The sequence below is a fragment of the Shewanella chilikensis genome (genome assembly GCF_002836945.1).
GTDB classification, from domain to species: domain Bacteria; phylum Pseudomonadota; class Gammaproteobacteria; order Enterobacterales; family Shewanellaceae; genus Shewanella; species Shewanella chilikensis.
Genome location: NZ_NIJM01000101.1, coordinates 1 through 2,262, shown reverse-complemented (window position 1 = coordinate 2,262; position 2,262 = coordinate 1). Strand labels below are relative to the sequence as shown.

General features: G+C 40.7%; 3 protein-coding genes. All 3 read right to left on the bottom strand.

Annotation, left to right across the window (positions count from 1 at the left end; genetic code table 11):
* Window positions 1–82 precede the first annotated feature (82 nt).
* Window positions 83–823 carry a glycine zipper domain-containing protein gene (locus CX651_RS19635; RefSeq protein WP_146226001.1) on the bottom strand — a complete coding sequence of 247 codons (741 nt, stop codon included), beginning with the start codon at window positions 821–823 and terminating at the stop codon, window positions 83–85.
* A 4-nt stretch (window positions 824–827) separates the two neighbouring features.
* Complete coding sequence (locus tag CX651_RS19940) at window positions 828–1,223, bottom strand: hypothetical protein (RefSeq protein ID WP_146226002.1); 396 nt, start codon at window positions 1,221–1,223, stop codon at window positions 828–830.
* A 181-nt stretch (window positions 1,224–1,404) separates the two neighbouring features.
* A complete protein-coding gene (locus CX651_RS19630; protein ID WP_198552069.1) occupies window positions 1,405–2,001 on the bottom strand; it encodes a hypothetical protein in 597 nt (198 codons plus the stop codon).
* Window positions 2,002–2,262 lie beyond the last annotated feature (261 nt).

Below are 2,262 nucleotides of genomic sequence, written 5' to 3'. Positions count from 1 at the left end.
GTTTCCTTTTGATGGCTAACGCCAAGATCAGGTACGCCGTAGGCGGCACCTGTATTTTTTGTTATGTGTCATTTGCACGTTACTAAAAGAATGACTTAACTTTTGATGCAAATTGCTTTGCTTTCTCAGCAACAATGTCTGACTCATCTTCTGGCCTTGAAGCTTGTTCACCAAACATTTTTCCAGCCTCTGAACCAATAGCTGCTCCAATAGCAGTACCAACTACTGGAAATATCATTGAGCCAAGCGCTGCTCCTGCAATAGCACCAGTGCCTCCACCTACAGCTCTACCAGTTTTAGCTGTAACGCTATCAATTGAACCATCTATAACTCCAGTATCGACAAGGTATAAGATTGACTCCTCTAACTCTTCTCCTTCTTCTGGATGAAACTCTTCAAGAAGATTGAGTATTTTTTCAGGTGTGGCACCACGATTCATCATTTCAGAAAATGCTCCCAGAACTATATCTAAACCATGGAGCCTCAATGTTGATCTTATAACCCTGTACTCATTACTCTCGAGTTCTAGCATATTTTTTGCTAAAGCCCGTACTGGATTTAGACCAAAACTTGCACCTTTAGCGATGTTTGAAAATAACGAGCCTTCTAAAACCTCATCAAAAAAACAAATACTTTTTTCTAATGCCTCATCTGAAAAAGGAATCTCTTCAAATACGCCTGTTTCTAACTCTTCATCTACCGAAAAAATAATATTTAATGGAAGACATGCTAGCCCCGATGAATTTTTTTCATAAATCAGTTCTTTTGAATGTTCAAGCATTAAATCAAGTGTGATTATTTCAATCCTTTTATAAATATCCATATTGCTATCCAAAAATGCCTTTCGAGAAACTGCCGAGAGAAGCAATATTTTCAATTATGTCGTCAGAATTTCCATATGTATTAGAGAAATTCCCCCACGCATCAACTGTAGTTGCACCAAAAGTATTACCATAAGTAATACTTTCGAAATATCCTCGTGAATCAAACTTATGAATATTACCAAGCTGATCAATTCTTGATGTGCCCTGTAGCGCCCCATTCGCATCAAAGCTCCTTACAACACCATCAGCACCTACAAAATTTCTTCCTTCGCGTAAACCCGTTGTTACATCATGAATATCAATTACACCTGCAAATGGATTACTAAATGTTTTTACAGCAATCCCATCAACAAACAATGCAGGCCTATTCCCCCAGTGGCCATTGGTAATAAAGCTCATTTACTTACCTCTATCAAATTTAATTGCGGATTAAAAGGAGTAGACTTCCGACTTCAGTGAGACACATAACGCCCGGCTCACCAGCGCCCAAGCCGGAGAGGTGTTTGTGGTAAGGTGTAGCGCAGCGGAACCCACGAAAACAGCGTAGGTTTGGGCGTCTGCTTGCAGCCGATTTTTACACTTATGCTATTGATATCCTTAGCTTTGCAATTTCAAATGAAAAGATAAACACAAAAGAGGCCAAAGCACCAATGCATACGCCTCTGTCATCGTTGCAGTCTTTGTATTTCTTATGGAGATCAGGTCGCCTTTGCTTTATGTAGGAAATCACTTGATTGATATCTTTACTCGTAAACAGGGGCGATTTGATGTCATGAGCCAGCGTATTGCGAACCGATTTAATCTGTGACAGAGGCTGTATCAGTAAATTATAAACTTCCATATCGTCATCTTCGCTCGGTTCATAGGCCTTAAGGAAATCTTTGAATACGTCGACTTTTTGCCCGAACATTTTAGATTCTATATCCGGATCAAACCTAAGCAGAAGATTGACTAGCTTATGTTCAACCATTAGGACAATCGAAAAAAACATCCCCAGACACTCATAATCTTCTTTTGAACGGTTACGTAAAAAGTTATTCCCTTCGGTCATCTTTTCAAGAAGTAAATCTCCACAATCGAACTCGCCCTCGAACTGCCTATATTCAATAGGCCGGTAAGTGTCCGAACGCTTGGGCTTTTTGTAATACCCAAGCCAATTCATTAATTTCTCGATCATAGCTAGACCTGAATGTAACATTTTAATAGTGAGACCTTGCAAGGTGGTTTACCTTGCAAGCTTGACCTGCCTTCTAAGGAAGGGGGAATTTATATATCGGCGAACCAAAACGTATCAAAAGCAGGTAGCTTATTTGGTTGCTGCGCGGGCCGTTTGTCCTTCGGACACGCTTCCGATTATTCCGCACACCCTGTACTTCACCCTTCGGGACTGCTAAAGCCGTTCAAAAATGTTCCCGACATTTTTGTCGCGTGGCGGGCC